The 17,891-nt window shown below is 38.0% G+C and carries 20 protein-coding genes; 18 read left to right on the top strand and 2 right to left on the bottom strand.

Annotated features, from left to right (window positions below):
- The first annotated feature begins 37 nt into the window (after positions 1–37).
- Both CP367_RS05470 and CP367_RS05465 read left to right on the top strand, forming a co-directional pair.
- Positions 38–829 (top strand): tyrosine-protein phosphatase, encoded by a 792-nt coding sequence (locus tag CP367_RS05470; protein ID WP_068813724.1) that lies wholly within the window; start codon positions 38–40, stop codon positions 827–829.
- A gap of 2 nt (positions 830–831) precedes the next feature.
- On the top strand, positions 832–1,761 hold the full coding sequence (locus CP367_RS05465) for an FAD:protein FMN transferase (RefSeq protein WP_089145809.1): 930 nt from the start codon (positions 832–834) through the stop codon (positions 1,759–1,761).
- 139 nt (positions 1,762–1,900) lie between these two features.
- On the opposite strand, the gene CP367_RS10950 is transcribed toward CP367_RS05465, so the two are convergent.
- Entirely contained in the window at positions 1,901–1,963 is a 63-nt protein-coding gene (locus tag CP367_RS10950; protein WP_229036319.1) for a putative holin-like toxin, read from the bottom strand.
- A 213-nt stretch (positions 1,964–2,176) separates the two neighbouring features.
- Positions 2,177–2,713 (bottom strand): CvpA family protein, encoded by a 537-nt coding sequence (locus tag CP367_RS05455; protein WP_005720964.1) that lies wholly within the window; start codon positions 2,711–2,713, stop codon positions 2,177–2,179.
- Positions 2,714–2,874: 161 nt separating this feature from the next.
- Between CP367_RS05455 and rsmG the strand changes: the two genes are divergently transcribed.
- The 16 genes from rsmG to CP367_RS05370 all read left to right on the top strand — a co-directional run bounded on the left by rsmG (position 2,875) and on the right by CP367_RS05370 (position 17,847).
- Entirely contained in the window at positions 2,875–3,597 is a 723-nt protein-coding gene (rsmG, locus tag CP367_RS05450) for a 16S rRNA (guanine(527)-N(7))-methyltransferase RsmG (RefSeq protein ID WP_013086963.1), read from the top strand.
- A 17-nt stretch (positions 3,598–3,614) separates the two neighbouring features.
- Positions 3,615–4,451 carry a nucleoid occlusion protein gene (gene noc, locus CP367_RS05445; RefSeq protein WP_065990753.1) on the top strand — a complete coding sequence of 279 codons (837 nt, stop codon included), beginning with the start codon at positions 3,615–3,617 and terminating at the stop codon, positions 4,449–4,451.
- An 18-nt stretch (positions 4,452–4,469) separates the two neighbouring features.
- On the top strand, positions 4,470–5,249 hold the full coding sequence (locus CP367_RS05440) for a ParA family protein (RefSeq protein WP_005721788.1): 780 nt from the start codon (positions 4,470–4,472) through the stop codon (positions 5,247–5,249).
- The gene (locus CP367_RS05435; RefSeq protein WP_089145811.1) at positions 5,227–6,114 is read left to right on the top strand and encodes a ParB/RepB/Spo0J family partition protein; all 888 of its coding nucleotides are present in this window, start codon (positions 5,227–5,229) and stop codon (positions 6,112–6,114) included. Before CP367_RS05440 ends, CP367_RS05435 begins: the two co-directional genes overlap by 23 nt.
- The gene (locus CP367_RS05430; protein ID WP_005723772.1) at positions 6,107–6,370 is read left to right on the top strand and encodes a DUF951 domain-containing protein; all 264 of its coding nucleotides are present in this window, start codon (positions 6,107–6,109) and stop codon (positions 6,368–6,370) included. Before CP367_RS05435 ends, CP367_RS05430 begins: the two co-directional genes overlap by 8 nt.
- A gap of 53 nt (positions 6,371–6,423) precedes the next feature.
- Entirely contained in the window at positions 6,424–7,524 is a 1,101-nt protein-coding gene (gene ychF, locus CP367_RS05425; protein WP_005720971.1) for a redox-regulated ATPase YchF, read from the top strand.
- Between the two features lie 8 nt (positions 7,525–7,532).
- Positions 7,533–8,318 (top strand): DUF1129 family protein, encoded by a 786-nt coding sequence (locus tag CP367_RS05420; protein WP_089145812.1) that lies wholly within the window; start codon positions 7,533–7,535, stop codon positions 8,316–8,318.
- A 147-nt stretch (positions 8,319–8,465) separates the two neighbouring features.
- Positions 8,466–10,190: an ABC transporter ATP-binding protein gene (locus tag CP367_RS05415; protein WP_089145813.1), complete on the top strand. Its 1,725-nt coding sequence runs from the start codon at positions 8,466–8,468 to the stop codon at positions 10,188–10,190.
- Positions 10,191–10,211: 21 nt separating this feature from the next.
- A complete protein-coding gene (locus CP367_RS05410; protein ID WP_061205199.1) occupies positions 10,212–12,065 on the top strand; it encodes an ABC transporter ATP-binding protein in 1,854 nt (617 codons plus the stop codon).
- Between the two features lie 251 nt (positions 12,066–12,316).
- On the top strand, positions 12,317–13,003 hold the full coding sequence (locus CP367_RS05405) for a response regulator transcription factor (RefSeq protein ID WP_089145814.1): 687 nt from the start codon (positions 12,317–12,319) through the stop codon (positions 13,001–13,003).
- A 1-nt stretch (position 13,004) separates the two neighbouring features.
- The gene (locus CP367_RS05400; protein ID WP_005723778.1) at positions 13,005–14,159 is read left to right on the top strand and encodes a cell wall metabolism sensor histidine kinase WalK; all 1,155 of its coding nucleotides are present in this window, start codon (positions 13,005–13,007) and stop codon (positions 14,157–14,159) included.
- A gap of 52 nt (positions 14,160–14,211) precedes the next feature.
- The gene (locus CP367_RS05395) at positions 14,212–15,783 is read left to right on the top strand and encodes a UDP-N-acetylmuramoyl-L-alanyl-D-glutamate--2,6-diaminopimelate ligase (RefSeq protein ID WP_005720979.1); all 1,572 of its coding nucleotides are present in this window, start codon (positions 14,212–14,214) and stop codon (positions 15,781–15,783) included.
- A gap of 9 nt (positions 15,784–15,792) precedes the next feature.
- Entirely contained in the window at positions 15,793–16,542 is a 750-nt protein-coding gene (locus tag CP367_RS05390) for an aspartate/glutamate racemase family protein (RefSeq protein ID WP_005721782.1), read from the top strand.
- A 141-nt stretch (positions 16,543–16,683) separates the two neighbouring features.
- Positions 16,684–17,007, top strand: a complete 324-nt coding sequence (locus CP367_RS05385; RefSeq protein WP_013086951.1) for a bacteriocin immunity protein — start codon at positions 16,684–16,686, stop codon at positions 17,005–17,007.
- 148 nt (positions 17,008–17,155) lie between these two features.
- Positions 17,156–17,380 (top strand): hypothetical protein, encoded by a 225-nt coding sequence (locus CP367_RS05380; RefSeq protein ID WP_005726533.1) that lies wholly within the window; start codon positions 17,156–17,158, stop codon positions 17,378–17,380.
- 281 nt (positions 17,381–17,661) lie between these two features.
- Entirely contained in the window at positions 17,662–17,847 is a 186-nt protein-coding gene (locus CP367_RS05370; protein WP_005720986.1) for a hypothetical protein, read from the top strand.
- The last annotated feature ends 44 nt before the right edge of the window (positions 17,848–17,891 follow it).

The following is a 17,891-nucleotide window of genomic DNA, read 5'->3' as shown; positions in this document are numbered from 1 at the left end:
ATTTTTTATCAAAATACTTAATAAAGAGATGAAATTAATGAAACCAAATATTTTGCCATTAGAAAAAGTTTGTAATCCGCGTGATTTAGGGGGATATGTTGGCTATCAGGGACGTAAGGTCAAGATGCATCGGTTATTAAGAACGGGCAAGATTAGCAACATAACGAGATATGATCAAGAGTTTTTGCTCAATTATGGCTTGACTAAGATTATTGATTTGCGTTCACCAACTGAATGTGACCATTGTCCAGACAGCAAAATCACTGGCGTAGAGCATTTCTGTATTCCAATTTCTGTTGATGACAACACCAAAGGCGGTAAGAAAGACTTAACCCAAGTATTCGCAACTTATCGTCAAGATCAGTATGCTGGCTTTAGAATGATGTGTGAGCGTTACAAGTCACATGTATTGAAAGAACACGCTCAACATAGCTTGAATAAAATTTTAGAGCTGTTGGCCAATACTGAAAAAGGTGCTGTACTTTATCATTGTTCAGAAGGAAAAGACAGAACTGGATTGGTAACTGTAGTCTTGTTATATTTGCTTGGCGTAGATATGGAAACAATTAGACAGGACTATTTGTACTCAAATTATATGCTTAATAACTATCGGGCCAAAAGAGATAAAAAAATGCAAGAAGAGGGCGAGAATCTTTGTTTTCGCGCTAATATGCGAATTTTAGGTTCAGTTTCTGATGCTTTTTTGGATACTTCATTAATCGCTATTGAGCAGAATTTTGGTAGTTTCGATAACTTTTTACAAGAAAAAATTGGCGTAACGACAGAACTACGTGAGGCGTTGCGTGATTTATATTTGGAAGAGAAATAATTATGATTAAAGATTTAGCATTAGAGCAGGTGGTTGGTGATCATCATGCTTTAGGAACTTCAATTACATTGCAGATTTTTGGTACTCAAAATCGTGATCTATTACAAAAATCATTTGATTTAATTGATCATTACGAAGATATTTTTACCGTTAATCGAGATGAATCTGAAGTAATGGATATCAATCATGCTGCTGGAGAACATCCGGTACAGGTCTCTAGTGCTGTGTATGGTTTGGTTAAATTGGCAGTAGAAAAGAGCCGTGAGAATTTTGGCTTTAATGCTCTGATTGGACCAGTTGTTAAGCTTTGGCATATCGGTTTTAAAGGCGCACATGTTCCTAAAGATGAAGAAATTAAAGATAGAATGCTGTTAACTGACCCATTTAAGGTGGTTTTAAATGACAGTGACCAATCTGTTTTTCTTAAAATGAAGGGCATGGAGCTGGACCTAGGTGGAATTGCTAAGGGCTGGATTGCCGACCGAATTCGTGACTTGTGGCGTGCATATGGCGTTGAAGCAGGAATTATTAATCTGGGCGGTAATATCTTGTTAGTTGGTGATTCGCCTAAAAGAATTAGTGGCCAGTGGTCAATTGGTGTGCAAGATCCTAAACAGCCGCGAGGCGACAATATTACGTCAGTTATGGTGCCTGAATGCTCAGCCGTTACTAGTGGGACATATGAGCGATACTTAGTAGTTAACGGTAAAAAGTATCACCATTTGATTGATCCTAGAACCGGGTATCCTGTAAATACTGATTTAGCTGGTGTGACTACTTTTACCAAAACATCGGTTGAAGCAGAAATTGAATGTAAGCGATTATTCTTTGCTGGCAAGCCACTAAAGGGTTGGCATGATAACCCTGATCGAATTGGTGCAATCTTTGTTTATAATGATGAACATATTGAATATGATAATTTCGATGATTAGTGAAATATGCTATAATAACTAAAGAAAAAGGAGTCCTAGGGACTCCAAGCAGCCCGCTTTAAGAGCGGCGGCTTCAAATGTTAAATTTTACGTTAAACGCTACTCAATAACTGGCCAAAGTATGTTTGAGCAGCGTTTTTTATTTTTTGTGGTGGTCAATATATGTCAGCAAAGCCAACAAAAATGTACCGAACAAAAGCATCAAGGAGATACTCTCGTAAACCGACATGGCTGGAACCCTTTCATCAATGTAGCCCATAGGCCTCACCTCCGGGGAAAAACAGCCGCCGTTCATAAAACTTCCTGCGCTAATAAGTATATCGAATGTTTGTTCATAAATGTAGTATTAACTTAGTTAAAACATATCAAGAAAGATCTGCTCGGTATGATACAAGCAGATCTTTTTTGATATATTTTATCCCACAGTTTTGCCAATATTAAAGATATTATTGAAGACACCGTTTGAAAGTCCCGGTGTGTTGTAAATGATAAACCTCAAAAAGCTAGAATCAATTGTTTGCTGCATAAACCATGGATTTTGTAGTGCATTGAACATGGACAAAACTACATAAACAACAAAATAACTAGCAATTAGGGAGGCTAGAGCACCCAAGACATTGTCGAGAATACTGCCTAAGTTAGTCGCATGTGGATTTTTGTTAGGAATCCAGCTTTTGACAATCTTCATGATCATTTTGCCCACGAAGAAAACAATAAAGAAAGCGACAAAGCGTGCAATCATTAATTCCACGTTGTTAGTGGAGTTAGTCTTAATCATTTCTCCAGTGTATTGTGTGTATAGCCAATTACCGAATGGATTTTGCATGAAAATGGCAACCATAAAGACAATGGCGGAACAGATTAAACCGATGATATAGCGTGTAAAGCCTGTTTTATAGCCTAAATATGTTTTATATGCTAAGTAAGCTAAAACAATTAAAGTAACAATCATATTTTTAACTCCTTTGCGCCTTATTATACCCTATTTTGCGGGCGGCAAAACTTTGACGATTGAGTAAAAATACTTCATAATTGATAAGATGAAATATCTTTACTAATCAATGCATTTTGCGTTAAATTTAGAGGTGTGAAACACGGTTTCACGGGTGAAAAATGAATCCTGAAAAATTTATTTTAGAACTATCAAAACACAATTTTAAATTAACTGACCAACAAATTGAACAATTTAAAATATATTTTAATTATTTGATCGAAGTTAATGAGAATGTCAATTTGACACGAATTACCGAAGAAGATGAGGTTTACCTTAAGCACTTTTATGACAGTATTACGCCGCTGTTTACTTTTGGCGATGTTTTTAAAGATGGTGCTACTCTTTGTGATGTTGGTGCTGGTGCTGGTTTTCCATCAATTCCGCTCAAGATTTTGCAGCCAGAATTGAAGATTACTATTGTTGATTCTTTGGCAAAACGATTGACTTTTTTAAAGAACTTAATTACTAAGTTAGACTTGAAAGACGTCGAATTAGTTCATGGCCGCGCTGAAGACGTTGGTCAAAATAAGCTTTATCGAGAAAAGTTCGATCTCGTTACTGCTCGTGCGGTTGCGCGGATGAGTGTTTTGAGTGAATATTGCTTGCCTTTGGTGAAAAAAGATGGTTACTTTATTGCCCTCAAGGGACCAAAAGCCGAAGATGAATTGGATGATGGTCAAAAAGCTCTTGAATTGCTGGGCGGTAAGCTGATTAAGGAAGAAGAATTGACTCTACCTGAGAGCGAAGAAGAACGAACTCTAATCTTAGTTCAAAAAGTCAAAGCAACACCTAAAAAGTATCCACGTCAAGCAGGCACCCCGCGGCGCAAACCGATTCATTAAACAGAAAGGGGTATATTATGTCATTATTTTCTTTTATGCATCATGATGATGAAATTCCTAAGAATAAACAGGTTCAAGATCTTGAATTGAGCAAGATTGTTCCTAACCGCTATCAACCACGGCGTGAATTTTCTGATGATTCAATTAAAGAATTAGCTGAAACACTTGATAAGGATGGCTTGCTCCAACCTATCGTAGTTCGTGAAGGTGGCGATGACGAGCAATATGAGATTATTGCAGGTGAAAGGCGTTATCGTGCAGCTAAAAGCTTGAGCTGGCAGACTATTCCTGCGATCGTCAAGAATATGAGTGATGATCAAGCTGCTTCATTAGCTTTGATTGAGAACTTACAGCGTGAAGACTTAAATCCAATTGATGAGGCAAAAGCTTATACTAATTTAATGGAATTGAATGATTTGACTCAAACTGCTTTGGCTAAAAATATGGGTAAGTCTCAATCTTATGTGGCTAACAAATTGCGCTTATTGAAGCTGGATGATAATGTGCAGCAAGCTTTGATTGCTGGCAAAATTACCGCTCGTCATGGTCGTGCAATGATCGGCTTAAGTAATGCAGATCAAGATCGCGTTTTGACAGAAATTGAAGCAAAAGGCTTAAACGTTAAACAAACTGAAGAGATTGTGCAAGATGTGGATGCTTACTTTAACCCTAAGCCTAAGGCTAAAAAAGAAGCTAAGCGGGTCGTTAGCCGAGTTCCTAAAGACTTAAAGGTACAAATTAACACCATTAAGAAGGCGGTTAAGTTAGCCGAAGACTCAGGAATTAAAGTCAAAGTAACAGAAAATAAAGATCCGGATGATTATAAGATCACAATTGAATTGAAAAGGAAGTAATAGGGAAGGATGAACAATATGGTAAATGTAATTTCGGTTGCAAACCAAAAAGGTGGCGTAGGTAAAACCACTACGACCATCAATTTAGCAGCCTCAATTGCCGACCGTGGTTATCGCGTTTTAATTGTGGATATTGATCCACAAGGTAACGCTACCTCTGGTTTAGGAATTGAAAAATCAGAGATTGACCAGGACATTTACAATGTTTTGATTGACGAAATTCCTATTCAAGATACTATTCACCATACTTCAACGCCAAAGCTAGATATGGTTCCAGCCACAATCAACTTGTCCGGTGCTGAAACGGAATTAATTTCAATGATGGCTCGGGAGACACGCTTAAAGTCAGCTTTAGATGCAATTAGCGATCAATATGATTTTGTCTTTATTGACTGTCCGCCATCATTAGGGCAACTTTCAATTAATGCTTTTACTGCATCTGATTCAATTTTGATTCCAGTTCAGAGTGAATATTATGCTATGGAAGGACTTAGCCAACTTTTGAACACAATTCGTTTAGTCCAAAAGCATTTTAATAAAGATCTTGGCGTAGAAGGCGTTTTGTTAACAATGCTTGATGCCAGAACTAACTTGGGTGCTGAAGTGGTTAAAGAAGTGCAGTCCTACTTTAGCAAGAAAGTTTATAAGACCATCATTCCTCGAATTACTAAATTAGCTGAGGCCCCAAGTTATGGTCAGCCAATTACAGAATATGCACCAAAATCTCGTGGTGCCAAGGTATATGATGATTTAGCAAAAGAGGTGTTAAAAGCTCATGACAAGAGACTCAAGAAGTAAAGAGCCAAGAAAAAAGGGCGGCCTAGGTCGTGGTCTTGAAGCCTTATTTGAGGATGAGCCTCAAGTTCAAGAGGCAGAAGAAGTCCAAGAACTCGATTTGGGCGATATTCGGCCGAATCCTTATCAGCCTAGAAAAAGATTTGATGATAAGAGCTTAAAAGAACTGTCGGATTCTATTAAGGAAAATGGTGTTTTCCAGCCAATTATCGTGCGCGAATCAGTTAATGGATATGAGATCATTGCTGGTGAGCGTCGTTTCCGTGCTTCTAAATTGGCTAAGAAGAAGACTATTCCAGCAATTATTCGCAAGTTTAGCGAAAGCCAAATGATGGAAGTGGCAGTTCTAGAAAACTTGCAGCGTGAAGATTTAACTCCACTTGAAGAGGCGCAAGCTTATGAAATGCTGCAGAAGAATCTTGGCTTAACGCAAGAAGAAGTTTCGAAGCGGATGGGCAAGTCGCGACCATATATTGCTAATTATTTGCGTTTGCTCACTTTACCTAGCAAGACTAAGCGTTTACTCCAACATGGTGAACTGTCGATGGGACAAGCTAGAACGCTTTTAAGTTTGAAAGATAAGGAAAAGATTGATGCGCTGGCTAAGCGAGTAGTCAAGGAAGGGATGCCGGTGCGTAAGGTTGAAGCGGTAGTCAGTGAATTGAACGCTAAAAAACCTCGCAGCAAAAAGACCGTCAAGAAATCGGCCTTTATCCGGGCTAGCGAAAGCCAATTGGCTAATAAGTTTGGCTCTAGCGTCAATATTTCAGAAACACAAAAAGGAAAAGGACATTTGTCAATTGATTTTGCTTCAACTGATGAATTGAACCGCATTCTTGATTTGTTAGGTGTTGATTTAGATGGCTAAAGAAATTGTTTATAATTTGGCTGATACAGTTCAAATGAAAAAGCCTCATGCTTGTCAGACTAATGATTGGGAAATCCTGCGCATGGGTGCTGATATCAAATTAAAATGTATGGGTTGTGGGCACATAGTCATGATGCCGCGCAGCGAGTTTAACCGGAAGCTAAAAAAGCTATTAACTAAGGCGAATGATCCGGTTAATGCAAAAAAAGAGCAATATGTGCCAAAAGATCGTATCGCTCGGCCAAATTTTGGATAAAATAGACAAGTAAGTAAAAATAAAAAATTGATTTTAGAAAAAGAGGACAACAAATGTCATTAACTGCTGGTATTGTTGGTTTACCAAACGTTGGTAAGTCAACTTTGTTTAATGCGATTACTAAGGCTGGTGCCGAAATGGCTAACTATCCATTTGCCACCATTGAACCAAATGTCGGAATGGTTGAAGTTCCTGACAAGCGTTTGGCAAGAATTCAAGAATTGATTCCTGCTAAGAAGATTGTGCACACAACTTTTGAATTTACCGATATTGCTGGATTGGTTAAGGGTGCTTCAAAAGGTGAAGGTCTTGGTAACAAGTTCCTTGAAAACATCCGTCAAACTGATGCCATCGTTCACGTTGTTCGTGCCTTTGATGATGACAATATTACCTCAGTTACTGGTAAGGTTGATCCAGAAGAAGATATTAATACTATTAACTTGGAACTTGCTATTGCGGACCTCGATGCTGTTAACCGCAGAATCAATAAGGTAAAGAAGGTTGCTCAACAAGGCGATAAGGAAGCCAAGGCTGAAATGGCTGTTTTGAATAAATTGCAGCCAGTACTTGAAGAAGGTAATGCTGCCCGTTCAATTGACTTTAATGAAGATGAACAAAAGATTGTTAAGGGCTTGTTCTTGTTAACTTCCAAGCCAGTTATCTACGTTGCTAACATTGCTGAAGACTCAATGGCTGATCCAGAAAGCGACAAGTATTACCAAATTGTTAAGAAGCATGCCGAAAGCGAAGGTGCAGAATGCTTAGGTATTTCTGCTGCAACTGAAGAAGAAATCGCTGGTATGGCTGATGATGAAAAGAAAGAATTCCTTGAGATGGAAGGCGTAGAAGAATCAGGTTTGGATCGGTTGATTCGTGCTGCATATCATATTTTAGGCCTTAGAACTTTCTTTACCGCTGGTGGTCCTGAAACCCGTGCCTGGACTTTCCACAAGGGGATGAAAGCTCCACAAGTTGCTGGTGTTATTCACTCAGACTTTGAGCGTGGTTTTATTCGGGCTGAAGTTGTTTCATTTGATGATTTAGACAAGCTTGAAACTATGCAAAAGGTTAAAGAAGCTGGTAAGCTGCGTCTTGAAGGCAAGGACTACGAGGTTCAAGACGGCGATATTATTGAATTTAGATTTAATGTCTAGGAGTAAGAATGGCTGAAGAGACAAAGAAAGAACAAGATCAAACCAAAATTAACACTGAAAAACAAGCTAAATTAAAGAAGCAAACCGAGCTTGACACTCAAGATGAAAAAATTAAGCAGGAAGATCCAAAAACTTTGCGTGAAAAATTGAGTAATAAGAATAGGGATTATGTTTTCCGCTTGGAAAAAGAATTACAAAAACAAGGCTCAATGTCACGCGCTGATGCGGTTGCAATGACTAATGGCTTGCTCAGTGAAATCATTATTGCCCAACGTCATGGACAACCAGCCAATGGGCTTTACCTGGCTTCACCAGCAATTAAGGCTGAACAAATGCTTCATCCTAAGAAAAAGCCAGTGGCTACACCAACTTGGCAATTGATGGTTGATGGTAGTTTGCTTTATTCAGCACTGTTTTTTGCCATCTTTGGGGTAATGGCTTCATTTGAAAGTGGCAAACAAGCTTACAACGCACAGTGGGGCGTGTTAACTTTAGCAAGTATTGGTATTTTAATGGGTATAGTAATGGTCAAGTACAATGACTTACTGGTACCACAGGCAGGAAAACGACCTTCATGGGTTAAACTGATTCTAGGTGGAGTAGTTGTTGTGGTAATTATGCTTGTTGTATTGACCGTTTTGGCAACTCCATTATTACGTCCTATTAACCCTGTTTTGCCAGGACCAATTGATGTGGCTATTGCGGTAGTTGCTTATGGTGTACGTTATTTATTCAGAAAGCACTACAATATTATTGGTTCCGCATTTGCACCAAGGCCACAACAACATAAATAATTTACCTGTTTTGCAAGCATGTTAATTGAATTTCCGTAAAAATAAGCACATACTTAAACTTAATATAGATAAAAAAGATAAATGGAGATGATCCATTTATCTTTTTATTTGCGAGATTAAAAGAAATGAATAGAAGGGTGGGTCTCTATGATCAAAACATTGAGCAAATCAATTAGGCAATATAAAAAATTGTCTTTGCTCTCACCAATGTTTGTTATTGGTGAAGTTATCATTGAAATGCTGATCCCATATTTGGTCGGTATTTTGATCGACAACGGAATTATGAAGGGGGATATGTCCTACATTAGCAAAATGGGAATACTGCTCTTAGTATTAACCATTATTTCACTAGCTTTGGGTGCAGGTGCTAGTTATGTTTCAGCGCATGCTGCCGCTGGCTTTGCAGCCAACTTGCGCCAAGATATGTTCTACCATATGCAGGACTATTCTTTTGAAAATATTGATCACTTTTCAAGTGCCAGTTTAGTTACACGTTTGACTACTGACGTTAACAACGTGCAAATGGCATATCAAATGATCATCAGAATTGCTGTTAGAGCACCAATGATGTTCATCGTTTCAATTATTATGTCAATTATTATTAGTCCGCGTTTATCATTAATCTTTGCAGTTTTAGGACCGGTTTTTGCAATTGCTTTGGGCTTGATTATTAAAACAGCTTATCCATACTTCCCTAAGATTTTTAGAGGGTATGACCGAATGAACCAAGTTGTGCGTGAAAATGTACGTGGTATTCGTGAAGTTAAGACTTACGTCCAAGAACAACCGCAGATTAAAGAATTCAAGAAGTCATCAGGTTTTATTTACAAGTTATTTGCGACTGCACAAAAGATTATGTCTTTGAACGCATTAGTAGTTGCAGCTGTTTTGAATATTTCAACGCTGTCAATCTGCTGGTTCGGTGCAAAAGAAGTGGTTGGCGGTAGTTTACAAACTGGTCAATTAATTTCAATGTTTACTTATTCAAACTCAGTTTTGTTTAGTTTAAACATTTTAGCCATGATTACTACGCAATTGGTTATTTCAGGCGCCAGTGGTCGTCGTATTGCTTCAGTGATTACGGAAGAACCAACAATTGAAGATCCTAAGAAGCCATTGAAACGTTTGACCAATGGTGAAATTATCTTTGATCACGTTAGTTTTAAGTACGAACCTGCGGACAAGGCTGATGCTTTAAAAGATATCAATTTGCACATTAGGCCAGGTGAAACAATCGGGATTATTGGTGAAACAGGTTCATCGAAGTCAACCTTGGTTTCAATGATTCCGCGTCTCTATGATGTTACTTCTGGTGCCGTTCGGGTTGCAGGACACAACGTTAAGTCATATGACTTGAAGACCTTGCGTGATAACGTTGCGATGGTTTTACAAAAGAATGTGCTGTTCACAGGAACGATTAAGGATAACCTCAAGTGGGGTAACGAAAATGCAACCGATGAACAAGTTGTTGCCGCTGCTAAAATCGCCCATGCTGATGGTTTTATTCGTGAAATGCCAGATGGTTATGACACAATGGTGGAACAAGGCGGTAACAACGTTTCTGGTGGGCAAAAGCAAAGAATTACTATTGCCAGAGCCTTGCTTAAGAATCCGAAGATCTTGATCTTAGATGACTCCACCTCAGCTGTTGATACCAGTACTGAACGACAAATTAGAACGTCTTTGGCTAAAGATATGCCAGAAACTACTAAAATCATTATTTCACAAAGAATTGTTTCAATTAAGGATGCTGATCGGATTATCGTCATGGATCATGGTCAAATTCAAGCTATTGGAACCCACGATGAATTGATGAAGACTAACGAACTTTATAGTTCAATCGCTAAATTCCAGGAAGAACAAGGAAAGTAGGTGAGCAATTTGGATCAAGCAATGGAAAAAAGTAAAAATCAAACAAAGGGTAGCAGAACCAAAATATTATTGCGCCTATTGAAACTGGTTAATAGTACGAGTCCATGGATGCTCATCGTTTCCATGATCACTATTGTACTAGCAGCTGCCAGCAACGTTATTGGCTCGTTATTCATTGAACGTTTGATCAATAATTATATTGTGCCTTTAACTAAAGAAAAAGTTCCTAACTATGGCCCTCTAGCTACTGCAATTGCGGTAATGTTTGGGATCTATGCTATTGGCTTTTTATCCAACTACCTCTTTAACATGTTAATGGGTGTTTTGGCACAAAAGGTCCAATACCGTGTTCGTAACGAAATGTTTACCCACATGGAAAGCTTGCCAATTTCATACTTTGACCAAAATGAATTTGGCGATATCATGTCGCGTTATACTAACGATATTGATACCTTGATGCAGATGATTTCACAGTCAATTCCACAGTTTACTAACTCAGCTTTGAGTTTGTTATTCGTGGTTGTCGCTATGTTCTCACTTAGTTGGCAATTGACGGTCTTCTCCTTCATTATCTTTGCTTTATCATTTGGAATTGTGCGCTACTTAACGGTTAGATCAAGTCACTTCTTCCAAGTCCAACAAAAGAAGCTGGGCCAAATCAATGGTTATAATGAAGAAATGCTTAATGGTTTGAAGGTCATCAAGGTCTTCAGCCATGAGCCACAATCTAAGGAAGGCTTTGACAAATATAATGATGAGTTGCGTCAAGCCTCAGGTAAGGCTAACACTTACGCTACAATTTTATTCCCAATTATGGGTAACATGGGTAACTTGCTTTACGTTTTGATCGCCTTTGTTGGTGGTGCTGCTGCAATTAATAGTTGGGCTCCGCTTTCACTTGGTGCCATTGGTTCATTCTTACAGTTATCTAAGCAATTCAGTATGCCAATTGCCCAAATTTCGCAACAATTAAACTCTATTGTAATGGCTTTAGCTGGTGCAGAAAGAATTTTCAACTTGGAAGATCAAAAGTCAGAAGCTGACCAAGGTACAGTTACTCTTTCTAAGAAAAACGATGAAGTCGGCAGTAAGTGGTACTGGAATGTACCACAAAAAGATGGCTCAACCAAGAAGGTTCAAGTACGTGGTCATATTATTTTTGATCATGTTAACTTTAGCTACGTACCAGATCATCAGATCTTGCATGACATTTCCATTAATGCCAAACCGGGAATGAAGGTAGCTTTAGTTGGTGAAACCGGTGCAGGTAAGACAACCATCTCTAACATGCTTAACCGTTTCTACGATATTGATTCAGGAACGATTACTTATGACGGTATTCCAATTAAAAACATTAAAAAAGATGATTTGAGAAAATCACTTTCAATTGTTTTACAGGAAACCCATCTCTTTACTGGCACAATTATGGACAATATCCGCTTTGGTAATCCAGATGCCAGTGATGACGATGTTTATCAAGCAGCCAAGTTATCACACGCAGATGAATTTATCCATGACCTTGATCACGGTTATGAAACTGTGATTGATGGTGATGGCGGCGACCTTTCACAAGGGCAAATACAGCTGTTGTCAATTGCGCGGGCAATGATTGCTGATGAGCCAGTAATGATTCTTGATGAAGCTACCTCAAGTATTGATACTCGAACTGAAAAAATGGTTCAAGCCGGGATGGACAACTTGCTTACTGGTAGAACTAGTTTTGTTATTGCTCACCGTCTGTCAACGATTGTTAACTCAGATTTAATCTTGGTACTTGATCATGGTCATATTATTGAACATGGTAACCATGATGAATTAATCAAGCAAAAGGGTTACTACTATGAACTCTACACTGGCAAGAAGGAAATTCAATAAGCGTTAAACAAGGCAGCTGCTATTTATCGTCTGCGTTTATGTCGAAACTAAATTGCATGATGATAAGGTAAAGTAAATAGAATGAATACACGTTTTTCATGATGGTGAAACGTGTATTTTTTTAGCTTTTGTTTAAAAAGGATAATGAAAGCAGTATATTTTTCTAAAATGTGTAAAATATTCTATATGATATCTGCTAAACTGTAGATAGAAAAACAGAGAATAATAAACAAGAAGGGGGAACATTCCTCGTGAAAATTTTAGTTGTTGATGATGACAAAGAAATCGTAGAACTATTAAGCATCTATCTTAAAAATGAAGGCTATGAACCTGTCGCAGCTTACAGCGGCAAGGAAGCAATTACTAAATTGACCACTACGCCAGATATCGTTTTGATGATTTTGGATGTGATGATGCCAAATATGTCAGGAATCGATGTAATTAAGGAAGTTAGAAAAGACTCCGATATTCCAATTATTATTGTTTCTGCTAAAACCGGTGATATGGACAAGATTCAAGGATTAATCACTGGTGCCGATGACTATGTTTCTAAGCCATTCAATCCACTTGAAGTAATGGCTCGTGTACGTTCACTTTTGAGAAGAAGTCAAAAGCAAGTTAAGAATGAAAAACCAGATATTTTGGAAGTAGGACCATTGGTAATTAACCGTGATTCACATGAAGTTAAGACTATTGATGGTAAGACTATCCAATTAACTGCCTTAGAATTCGGCATCTTATACTTACTTGCTAGTCACTCTAACCGTGTTTTTTCAGCTGATGAAATCTTTGAACGTGTTTGGCAACAAGAATCAATTGTTTCAGCTAAAACTGTCATGGTACACGTGTCACACCTTCGTGATAAAATTCAAAAAGCCACTGATGGTGAGGATGTCATCCAAACTGTTTGGGGCGTAGGTTACAAGGTCGAGGCATAAGATGAAAAAAGAACGCGTCAAGCTAACTGGCGCCGAAAAGAGCGAATTGTTTGCAGAAGGGGTCGTAACGGTCGTCCTTCTGCTTTTATTAAATTTATCAATTATCATTCTGATTCACTTAGCTATTTTGCAGGATGAAAGCCTGGTCAACGGAATCTACTTTCTAAAAAAGACGATCACTTTTGCAGGTGGCTATCATCTCTGGTCCTGGCAAAACGTATTCATCGTCTTAATGGGAGTGGGCGACTTGGTTGTTTTGTACTGGCGCTTGATTCGACGCTATCACCAAATGCAGCTACGTCACATTATTTTGGAACTTCACTATATTGCTAATGGTCATTTTGATCATCGGATTAATTTTCGGGTACGACCAGAATTGCAACGAGTAGTGGATTCGATTAATTCGTTGGTTGATAGTACTGTAAATTCGATTAATGAAGAACGGGCAATTGAGCAATCTAAGGATGAATTGATCACTAATGTTTCGCACGATATCAGAACGCCGCTAACATCAATTATTGGTTATCTTGGTTTGTTAAAAGCAGGAGTGACTTCGCCAGAAGATCAGAAAAAGTATGTCAATATTGCCTATACTAAGGCAGAACAAATGAAAGCACTGGCTAACGATCTGTTTGAATATACTACTTTAAAGTCGACCAATACTAAGTTAAATCTGAATGATTTGCATATTTATTCAATGTTGGAGCAGGTAGCGGCCGGCTTTGAATTAGAAGCAGAAAAAAATGGCATTGAAATAGAGATTGAAGCGCGGCCAAAGAATCTAACGATTAAGGCTGATGCGGAAAAGCTGGTCCGCGTTTACAATAATTTGATTTCTAATGCTTTCAAGTATGGTACAGGGGCAACTAAAATTAAATTGGTAGCCAATTTGGTCAACAAACGTGAAGTAGAGTTGCGCGTTGAAAATAATGGGGCACCAATTCCGAAGAAATCATTAAATAAAATCTTTGAGCGTTTTTACCGGGTAGAAACTTCGCGAAATACCAAAACTGGCGGAACTGGTCTGGGATTATCTATCACCAAAGGTGTGGTTGATTTACACCATGGTACAATTCGCTGTGAATCAAACGAAAAGTGGACTAGTTTTATTATTCGTTTGCCACTTGATCCGAAGAAAGCGTCACCAACACACTAGCTGTGTTATAATTTTGACTGAAATGTTTTAAATACAACGAGGAGAAAAGCTAATGAGTATTTCCTTAAATACCTGTATATTAATCTTAAAAGAGCATCACTTGCTCAAGTCAAGCGCAGTGCAAGATACAGTAGCTACTAAAATGGACTATGTGTCTTATGACTCACGCGATATTCAAACTAATACATTGTTCTTCTGCAAGGGAGCAGGCTTTAGACCAACTTATTTGTCAATGGCTAAAGACAATGGGGCCATTTGTTATGTAGCTGAACAACCATATCCAGAAGGAAAAGGAATGCACGCTTTAATTGTGCGCGATGTTTCTAAGGCAATGGCTCTTTTGTCAGCTGCTTTCTTCCGTTTTCCACAAGATGACTTGTTTGTTGTAGCTTTCACTGGTACAAAGGGAAAGACTACATCAGCATACTTTTTGAAAGGGATGCTTGATCAAGCAAATGGTGGTAAGACAGCTCTGATTTCTTCAGTTAATGATGTGGTCGGTCCTAAGCCTGAAGATAGCTTTAAGTCAAGCTTGACCACACCAGAGAGTTTGGACTTATTCCGAGACATGAGAACGGCTGTTGATAATGGCATGACTCACTTGGTAATGGAAGTTTCTAGTCAAGCATATAAGAAAAATCGTGTCTTCGGTTTAACTTATGATTTAGGCTTTTTCCTGAATATTAGTCCAGACCATATTGGTCCTAACGAACACCCTAATTTTGCAGATTATTTGCACTGCAAATTACAATTGCTTGTTAACTCACGTAAATGTATTATCAACGCTGAAACTGCACACTTTGATGAAGTCTACGCTGCCGCAACAACTACTACCAACCCCGATAGTATTTATTTGTTTGCCCGCGATAATTTTGAAAATCCAGACTTGAAGCAGCCAATTGATTTCAGATTCTCTTCTGAACAATTAGATATGAAAGAAACTCGGTTCAATTTAGTTTGTGCTAGTGATAAGGCACGTAAATTGCCAATTAATGGTGATTATACTTTAAAGATGCTGGGTGATTTCAACGAGTCAAATGGTACTGCCGCAATTATTGGAGCAGGCTTGGCTGGACTTAACCATGATCAATGTGCGAAGGGTATTCGCGATGTTACTATTCCAGGCCGGATGCAAACCGAGAGAACAAAGAAGCACGGCATGGTTGTAGTTGACTACGCTCATAATAAGGCCTCAATGATGGCTTTAATGAGATTTATGCGTAACGAATTCAACGATCCTAAAATTATTGTTGTTGTTGGAGCTCCTGGTGATAAAGGCGTGTCACGTCGTCCCGGTTTTAGTGAAAGTTTGACTGCATACGCAGATAAAGCATTTTTAACTACAGACGATCCCGGCTTTGAAGATCCAAAGAGTATTGCCGAAGAAATTGATTCAGGAATAGATCACTCTAAGTGCGACGTTACTATTGAGTTAGATCGTAAGAAGGCCATTCATGATGCGATTGCCATGGCTACGCCAGATGATGTTGTGCTAATCTGTGGTAAGGGGGCTGACGCTTTCCAAAAGATTCGCGGAGTAAATACCCCATATCCATCTGATATTGTGGTTGCACAGCAGGTAATTAATGAGTTGGAAGGTCAAGAAGAACACTTTAGAAAGTAAGTGAAAATAGTGAAACACTTCTTTAGTATTATTGGCGGCATGGGAACTATTGCCACAGAAAGCTACGTTCGTTTAATTAATCACCGTGTAAAAATAGCTAAGGACCAAGATTATTTAAATTATATTTTGGTTAATGATGCACAAATTCCTGATAGAACGGCTTATATTAAAGATCATACTAAACCAAACTTTTTCTATGATTTACGTGACGATGTGCTGGGCCAAGCCAAATTGGGACCAGACTTCTATGTGATGCCATGCAATACCGCTCACTATTTTTATGATGATTTGGCTGCATTGACTGATATTCCATTTTTACATATGATGAGAATAGCAGTGCATCAATTTATTGAAAAATACCCACAAGAAAAGAAAATTGGCTTGATTGCGACTGAAGGGTCAATCTATGATCATTTGTATGTGGATGAAATTCATGCGGTTCACCGTGAGGCAGAATTAGGTGGTCCGGAAATTCAACCGATGGTTAATAAGCTCATTTATTCCGATATTAAAGAAAAGGGAATGGTTGATGGTAAATTGTACCACCAGATCTTGCAAAAAATGCATGATGATTATGGCTGCAACGTAATCTTGCTGGGATGTACAGAATTGTCGTTAGCTCAGGAAAAGGCACCAGATCATCCTTACAATGTGATTGACCCACAATCAATTATTGCGGATGTATCGATTGAATTAGCTTTGAAGATTCGTAATGGTATGGATTCTAAAAAAGCATGTGCTAAGTATATGTATAAGTAACTCTGCAATGAGGTAAAAAGCTCTGCTACTTGCAGAGTTTTTTATTAAAATAAATGAATCGATGAAGAACATGAAAGATTCTAAAATGGTTGTAGGGATGCATCCTGATATTAATGAAAAAGTCGAAAAAGAGGGATAAAAATGTATCAAGAAAATAAAGATGATTTAAAACAATGGCTATTAAGTAATATTACTGACCTACTAGTAAATGAAGATACTAAGCCAGAAGAAAGAAAAATCCTACTTGATGCAAAGCATGAGTTAGAAAATGGTGAATCAGCTAATTATGTCTGCAACTTAATTCGAGTTGGTCTTGATCCATTAAGCTGGCAGGGTAAATTGTCACATGATGTGATGAAGTTTCATTATGCAATTACTAGTGATGCTCGTCCCGTATCAGCTAAAGCAGGTGCATGTGGTGGTGCTGCCTTAGGAATGGCTTTTTCAGGTCTTATGGGCAAATAATTATTGATTCAAAAGGGAGATTAAGCGCCATATTTTGCTTAATCTCCCTTATTTTTTACCAAATAAGTCTAAAAAACGACCGAATCTGTCACTTTTGTTTATTGACCTTCAATTTGTGGCACAATATTTTTATGAAAGAGAAAACTTGATGAACAATAAAAACTCTAAACCTAAATTTTCAGGTTTAAATATGCTAATTTCAATTTTAATTGGCTGGGCGATTTTTTTCTTTGGGGCCTGGGCCTGTATGAAATTTAGCTCGGAATTTTTTGCTATGCCTCGCTTTATTGCAGTGATTATAGTTTCTATAGCTGGGGCGGTAGTGATCGGACCAGCTATCTATGGCTTTTTATACTTGGGGAGAAAAAAGTAAATACTAAAAGATGTTGACAAATTGACTAATAAATATTAGTGTATTAGTTAAGTAGTACAGAAAGGACGTGTAAACATGCTGGTAATGAAAATAATTTTTAACGTGCTAATCGCATATTTGGTAATTTGCACAGTAATTTCAATCATTAGAACTGTAGGTGCCAAACGCGAAGAGTGGCATGTTTACAACGGCCAGGGCATGAGCTTCAATCAAGCTTTCGTCAGATACTTCATTGAAGATGCGACTCTGGGTCAAGTGACGATATAGCGGGGGATAGATCAATGCTTTACTTAGTATATATTTTAATCGGTATGTTAATTGTCTTGGGTGTTAATTTGTTAATCACTGCATTTTGGGCTTTACATGATATGTATGTGAAAAAAGAAAATGCAGATTTACCTACTTTTAAAAAGTATTTTGTGAAAAACAATAATATTCCAACTAAGATGTCGGATTTATTTAACTAGAAACTGTCGTAAGGCAGTTTTTTTATTTTCATATTTTGTGTAAT

Origin of the sequence: Lactobacillus sp. UMNPBX16 (genome assembly GCF_002553775.1) — a bacterium.
Lineage (GTDB): Bacteria > Bacillota > Bacilli > Lactobacillales > Lactobacillaceae > Lactobacillus > Lactobacillus crispatus.
Note: the sequence above shows the minus strand (reverse complement) of the source record. Positions and strands in the feature narration are given on the sequence as shown.

Bases quoted from the DNA above. Each gene is read 5' to 3' on its own strand.
- CP367_RS05470 (WP_068813724.1), top strand. From the start codon at position 38: ATGAAACCAAATATTTTGCCATTAGAAAAAGTTTGTAATCCGCGTGAT.
- CP367_RS05465 (WP_089145809.1), top strand. From the start codon at position 832: ATGATTAAAGATTTAGCATTAGAGCAGGTGGTTGGTGATCATCATGCT.
- CP367_RS05455 (WP_005720964.1), bottom strand. From the start codon at position 2,713: ATGATTGTTACTTTAATTGTTTTAGCTTACTTAGCATATAAAACATAT.
- rsmG (WP_013086963.1), top strand. From the start codon at position 2,875: ATGAATCCTGAAAAATTTATTTTAGAACTATCAAAACACAATTTTAAA.
- noc (WP_065990753.1), top strand. From the start codon at position 3,615: ATGTCATTATTTTCTTTTATGCATCATGATGATGAAATTCCTAAGAAT.
- CP367_RS05440 (WP_005721788.1), top strand. From the start codon at position 4,470: ATGGTAAATGTAATTTCGGTTGCAAACCAAAAAGGTGGCGTAGGTAAA.
- CP367_RS05435 (WP_089145811.1), top strand. From the start codon at position 5,227: ATGACAAGAGACTCAAGAAGTAAAGAGCCAAGAAAAAAGGGCGGCCTA.
- CP367_RS05430 (WP_005723772.1), top strand. From the start codon at position 6,107: ATGGCTAAAGAAATTGTTTATAATTTGGCTGATACAGTTCAAATGAAA.
- ychF (WP_005720971.1), top strand. From the start codon at position 6,424: ATGTCATTAACTGCTGGTATTGTTGGTTTACCAAACGTTGGTAAGTCA.
- CP367_RS05420 (WP_089145812.1), top strand. From the start codon at position 7,533: ATGGCTGAAGAGACAAAGAAAGAACAAGATCAAACCAAAATTAACACT.
- CP367_RS05415 (WP_089145813.1), top strand. From the start codon at position 8,466: ATGATCAAAACATTGAGCAAATCAATTAGGCAATATAAAAAATTGTCT.
- CP367_RS05410 (WP_061205199.1), top strand. From the start codon at position 10,212: ATGGAAAAAAGTAAAAATCAAACAAAGGGTAGCAGAACCAAAATATTA.
- CP367_RS05400 (WP_005723778.1), top strand. From the start codon at position 13,005: ATGAAAAAAGAACGCGTCAAGCTAACTGGCGCCGAAAAGAGCGAATTG.
- CP367_RS05395 (WP_005720979.1), top strand. From the start codon at position 14,212: ATGAGTATTTCCTTAAATACCTGTATATTAATCTTAAAAGAGCATCAC.
- CP367_RS05385 (WP_013086951.1), top strand. From the start codon at position 16,684: ATGTATCAAGAAAATAAAGATGATTTAAAACAATGGCTATTAAGTAAT.
- CP367_RS05380 (WP_005726533.1), top strand. From the start codon at position 17,156: ATGAACAATAAAAACTCTAAACCTAAATTTTCAGGTTTAAATATGCTA.
- CP367_RS05370 (WP_005720986.1), top strand. From the start codon at position 17,662: ATGCTTTACTTAGTATATATTTTAATCGGTATGTTAATTGTCTTGGGT.